General features: G+C 46.2%; 3 protein-coding genes. All 3 read right to left on the reverse strand.

Annotation, left to right across the window (positions count from 1 at the left end; genetic code table 11):
* Positions 1-123 precede the first annotated feature (123 nt).
* The 3 genes from J0656_RS20350 to J0656_RS20355 are packed head-to-tail and all read right to left on the reverse strand — an operon-like array spanning position 124 to position 5905.
* Positions 124-2058 (reverse strand): OmpA family protein, encoded by a 1935-nt coding sequence (locus J0656_RS20350; protein WP_207033303.1) that lies wholly within the window; start codon positions 2056-2058, stop codon positions 124-126.
* Positions 2059-2102: 44 nt separating this feature from the next.
* Positions 2103-3113, reverse strand: coding sequence for a PorP/SprF family type IX secretion system membrane protein (locus J0656_RS09925; RefSeq protein ID WP_207033305.1), 1011 nt, complete (start codon positions 3111-3113; stop codon positions 2103-2105).
* 11 nt (positions 3114-3124) lie between these two features.
* Positions 3125-5905 carry a T9SS type B sorting domain-containing protein gene (locus J0656_RS20355; RefSeq protein ID WP_207033307.1) on the reverse strand — a complete coding sequence of 927 codons (2781 nt, stop codon included), beginning with the start codon at positions 5903-5905 and terminating at the stop codon, positions 3125-3127.
* Between the last annotated feature and the right edge of the window lie 95 nt (positions 5906-6000).

Below are 6000 nucleotides of genomic sequence, written 5' to 3' on the forward strand. Positions count from 1 at the left end.
CTCTAAATGTTTCATCGAATATACTTAGAGAGATTAGTTATCAGTTTCCTTAATACCAGCGAAACGATTGCTATGGCAGGCAGGCCCCTAGCTTTTATAATTTGATATGGTATAACTAAAATACTAATATGCCAAGACCTTGATCTCGGTCCTACGGTTGGCTTGGTGCTCCTCTTCGGTACAAAGTGCATGGTCAGGGCAATTGTTTAACAATTGTGATTCCCCATAGCCTTTTGCAAATAATCGATTTCTTGAAATACCCCGGGACACCAAGTAATCCACAGCGGACTTGGCCCGTTTCTCTGATAATTTCATATTGTAATTGGATTTGCCCCTACTGTCCGTATGGGAGGAAAGTTCAATAGTAAGACTGGGGTGGTCCCTAAGGATTCTCGCGAGTTCATTCAGAACATGGGCCGCATCCCTTCGGATATCAAATTTGTCAAAATCATAATGGATGTCCTCCAATACAATTTTCTTGCCCACTTCGAACATGGGCTCTAAATGTAGTGTGGTACGAAGGGTATCCCGAAGGATTCCAATGTTGCTCAATGTCAATGAGTCACTATAAAATCCCTTTTTCTGACCGAGTATCTTGTATGTCCTTTCCGGGTCGATTTCAAAATGGAATGCCCCCTCCATACCACTTTGTGTCTTGGCCATAAGGGTGCGCTCCCCATCGTATAATGTGACAGCTACCCCCGATAGCGTTTTCTCTGTGGTTTGCCCCATATAGGTAACTCCGTCCAACACCAATCTCCTTCCATCGTTTGCTTCCAAACTATAGATGTCATCATTTCCTTTGCCTCCCGATCTGTTGGAGGCCATGAAGGTCCTTGTAACACCATTTGAATCGTTCCAAGTGATGTAGGAAAAATCATCACCGCCACTATTGATGGGGTGCTGGAGATTTTTGGGTTCGGTCCAGCCCGTTTCTATTTTATTGGACTGGAACACATCAAGTCCCCCCATGCCCGGATGGCCGTCACTGGAGTAGTACAGGAATCCATTGGAACCAAAACTTGGGAACATTTCATTTCCCTCACTGTTGATGGTACTTCCAGCATTGATTGGTTTGCCCCATTGACCATTTTCCTGTAACTCCGAAAACCAGATGTCTGTTCCACCAAATCCTCCTGGTTGATTGGAGATGAAGTAAAGAGATTTTTCCCCTGGCGCCAACACAGCGTGGCCTACGGAATATTCTTTAATATTGTTAAAGGGAAAAGAGGTCTTTTTCCAGCTTCCTGCTGCATCCTTGTTGTAAATCAAGAGTTCAAGACGATGGGTCATGTATTTGATGCCATTTTCCGGCTCCTTGTTTGGTTTGTTCCCAACATAAGTACGGGTGACAAACATGGTATCACCATTTTTGTTGGAACTCACAGGTCCTATATGGTATCTGCTGTTTGGGTTTGGTTCGTTTTTGATGGGGCTTGAATCTATGATGTGACCTGTTTCATCCAGTTCGGCTTGATAGACCTGTAAATAGGAACTGCCAGTCCATCCATAATTTCCCTTTCCCTTTAGGGGTTCCCCGGTATAGTATACCCCATTTTGTGTCGGATGGACCGAAAACTCAGATCTTGGGGTATTGATGTTTGTCTCATTATAGAGTTCCAAGGGTCTAGGATTCGCGAGCCACTCCAAGGCTTTCTTAGATCCTTCCAACTCCAGGGCAATATCGTCGGTGTTGCCGGTCCGTTCGGTATAGTCCACCAACGCTTTGATGGCTTTTTTGTATTGATGGGTCTGTTTGAGGCTTTTAGCATAATGCAATAGGTTTTCCGCAGGGCTTTCCGGGTGTTCGGTAACACGCGTATACCAGTTGGCCGCCTGCTCATAATCATTGGTCAGGTAATAGCTCTGGGCCAATTGTTCCAAGTCCTCCAAGCGCGGTTTTTTTCGATCGACCAATTTCAGTAATAGGGGGATGGCACGGGCATATTGGAACTTTGACAGATGTTCATATGCCTTATCTCGGTTACTGGGCTGCTCCTGGGTATATCCGACACAAATGACAAAGAAAAGGGACATTAGGGTAAACAGCAATTTCATTGAAATGATATTTTGGTTTTTCACGATTGACTTGTTTTGGGGCATTAGAAGAACCTAGGGCTCAATAAACGTTTTTTTCTGATTTGGAAAGTGTATCCCAGGGTGATTTCATGGGTGCCATTCTGGACATTTTCCATATCATTGAGCATGTAATCATAGGAATACCCGATCCTGAACCGTTCGGACAGGTAAAATTGTACTATCCCTGAGATGGAATTGGTGGTCGATAGGTCCTTTGCACTGAAATCATTGTAGGTTTTGTCCCAGACCTCGACCCCGGTCCGATAGCCCAGTCCGAACCAGAATTTTTCCTCATAGATCATCATGGCATTAAGGTCTAGGCTGGAGGGACCCTTGAAATCTTCTTTCAACAGGAAGCTGGGGCGTAGTTTGAAGGACGCCCCCATGTCAAATATTGCACCACCAATAAAGTAGAAATGCTTCCTGTGAAATATATTGTAATAGTCGTCGTCACTATTGAAAACGTAGCTTTCCTTTCTATCGAGAACATCCATCAATGAAGCGCCCACATACCATCTGGGACTGTAGTAATACGCACCAAGGCGCATGTTCCATTTCCAAACATGTTCATTGCCGTATAACAGATAGGCATCATCGGGATCTGTTGGTGAAAATTCAGATCCGTTCAGACCGTGCTGTGCCAATCCGGCACCGAGACCAAACCCCAATCGTTTGGTGTCCGAAGCATTCAGACGTATCCGGTATGCATAATTGAGATAAACAGAAGTACTGGTCTGGGGACCCAGTTTGTCAGAGGTGACCTGAAGGCCCACGCCCATATTTCGGGTATCCGGATCTAGGATGCCATCAACCGAGAATTGTCCGGTCCTGGGAGCCCCATCAAGCCCTGACCATTGGTCTCGAAGTGCCAATTGTACAAACCACTGTTCTTTATAGCCTGCATATGCAGGGTTTACGCTTAAGGTGTTGAAAATATATTGGGTGAATTGGACCTCTTGCTGCGCAATTACACTGAAATGGGCAAAAATGAAAAGGTTCCAAAGTAGTATATATCGGATTTGTTTTAATCTCATAGTTTTTGGGCTTATCGTTTAATGAACAACCATCCGTGGTACGATTGTTCCGTATTTGAGGGTCCAGAAATGGAGAGTTGATAGAAATAGGTGCCTTCGTTCAGTCCATGACCGTTAAAATCGTTTTGATAATCACTGTTTTTATATACCTCGTTGCCCCAACGGTTCGTTATAACCAAGTAGGCCCTTGTTGTCGGTGGCAACCCTGAAAGGCTAAAGAAATCATTTTTGCCATCCCCGTTAGGGGTGATTACATTGGGAATAGTGACATTGCCTGATTTCATGCGTAGTTGGATGACGGTCGGGTCGTCATTTCCGGCTGCGGTTCCCGATACATCCAAAATATCAGAACCATTCTCGGTTTTAGCGGAGACCTTGGCCGTGTTGGAAATGGATTCCCCTTCCATGTCCATTTTGGTCAGACGGTAGGATGCATTGGCCGTTACGGATTCCCCGGGCAGCAAGGTTGACGGGGAAACCGGAATCGTACTTGGCTCCAACATATCATCCTTTATTTGAAGATCGTTTAGCGGGACGTCCCCTGTGTTGACCACTGTAAAGGTATAGGTGATACTTTCTCCCTCTTGGGCAAACGTATCGTTGTTCTCATCCTGAAAACTACCCGTCTTGATTAGGGCAATATCGGGGTTTTCAATACAGGACATGACGGTCACCTGTTGGGAGTGCGACGTGCTATTGGAACATTCGTCAGTCGTTGTCCACACCCTTTCCAATACATGGTCACCTGATGGGTCCCCGGAAACAATGGTTTCCGTAAGGGTGACCGTAGTGGTTCCACAGATATCGGAAGCTGTCAATGTTTCTGCTATTGGGATGGCATCACATGCTACGGTTATATCCGTTGGCAATGTTTCATTGAATGTAGGCGGAGTGGTATCCTCCACTGTAATTGTCTGGATGTGAACGGATGTCAAGCCACATTCATCGGTTGCTGTCCACTGCCTCGAAATCATATAATTTCCAGGGCATGAGCCTGGCATTATTGTTTCGTTGAAGGTTACCGATGCCGTGCCGCAGCTATCCGTAGCTGTCAAGGTATCCGCCATTGGAACGGCATCACATGATACCGTAATATCAGTAGGTAAGGGTTCATTGAACATTGGTGTCGTGGTGTCTTCCACGGTAATGACCTGGGCATGTATTGTTGTATTGCCACAATCGTCCGTCGCGGTCCATTCCCTTCTTATGGAATAGTTACCCGGGCAGGAACCTAAGGCCATGGTTTCATCATAGGTCACCGTCGCCGTACCACAGTTGTCCGATGCGGTCAAGGTATCTACCGTTGGAACAGCATCACAGGCTACCGTAATATTCGTGGGCAAAGATTCATTGAACGTTGGCGCAATGTTGTCCTCAACGGTTATCACTTGGGTGTGTGAAGTGGTCAAACCGCATTGGTCCGTGGCCACCCATTCCCGTGTGATCGTATAGTTGCCCGCACAGGTGCCAACCGCCGATTCGCTAAAGGCAACCGTTGCCGTTCCGCAATTGTCCGTTGCCGTCAGGGGCGGTGCCGTAGGAACAGCATCGCAGGCTACTGTAATATCAGTGGGCAAGGTTTCATTGAACGTTGGGGCAGCGGTATCTTCCACGGTTACTACTTGGGTATGAACAGCGGTGTTGCCAGATAGGTCTTCAGCGGTCCATTCCCTGGTCAACGTATACGTATTTGGACAACTTCCCGCAGCGGTTGTTTCGTTGAATGTAACCACCGAGGTACCACAGTCATCAGATGCGGTCAAGATCTCCGGAGCTGGAATTGCATCGCATTCCACAGTAACGTCCGATGGCAGTGTCTCGTTGAAAGTCGGGTCAATGGTGTCGACATTGATGGTGACGGTCAGAATCCCTGTATCAAAATTGTTGCTATTGGCCACTTCGGTAATGCGATATTCCAATGTGTAAGTTTGGCCTGGTTGGGCATTTGCGGCAACATCAACGGAACCATCCGGGTTTACCGAAATAATACCATCAGGATCTGGAACTTCCTCACTGATCGAATAATCCACATGGACAACAGGGCCACCCTCCGTATCATTGTCCATGACATTGCCAATGTTGTTCTGTGCTTCGAACGGACAAATGTTGGAAAAGCTGTCATCCGATGCGGTCAGGTCAGAGGATATGATGTTTATGGTCACTGTTGTGGAATCCAAGCCGGAACAGATACCCTTGACATCATACTGGAATTGGTAGGTGCCAACAGGCAATGTACTGGCATCCAATACTTCGTTGTTTAACATCCCGGTATTGGAAAGGTCGGTCCAATCCCCATAGTTATCATAGGGTGCGGTCAAAAAATCAAAAAGATTGATGATATCGGCATCTTGTTGTAAAATGTCAATGGTCTGTCCCGTACCCGCCTCAGGTAAATCTGGCGGGGAAATGACCTCAAAACTTAATGTTTGATTGATACAGGCACTGGGATTGGGACCATAGGAGATGTTCGCATGGTACAAGCCCACATCCGTCGCTTCATTAAATGGGTTGAACGAAAGTGTATTTCCGGTTCCGATGACTGTCGGATCTCCATCCTTGGTCCATTCGATATCCAAAAAGGATAATCCCTCTATGGAAAGGGAGCCCACTTGGCCATCACATAGGTTTTCCGGTTTGATGACCGGGGACTTAGGGACATCGGTCTTAAATTCAAAGACACCTGTGTTTCCACAACTGTCCTGAATCTCTACGGTATATTCACCATCCGGTAGTTCTGAAAAAACAGGACTATTCCCGTTATTGATGTGGATAAGCCGGGTAAAGTGACCCACCTTCGCCGGATGAAACTGACCAGGGTAAACGAACTGCCTAGATTTGATCTATCCTTGGGTTAAACTTAGTTTTTATTTTTCAATTTTCTTCTCAT

The organism is Flagellimonas aurea, assembly GCF_017313785.1.
In the GTDB taxonomy this organism is placed as follows: domain Bacteria; phylum Bacteroidota; class Bacteroidia; order Flavobacteriales; family Flavobacteriaceae; genus Flagellimonas; species Flagellimonas aurea.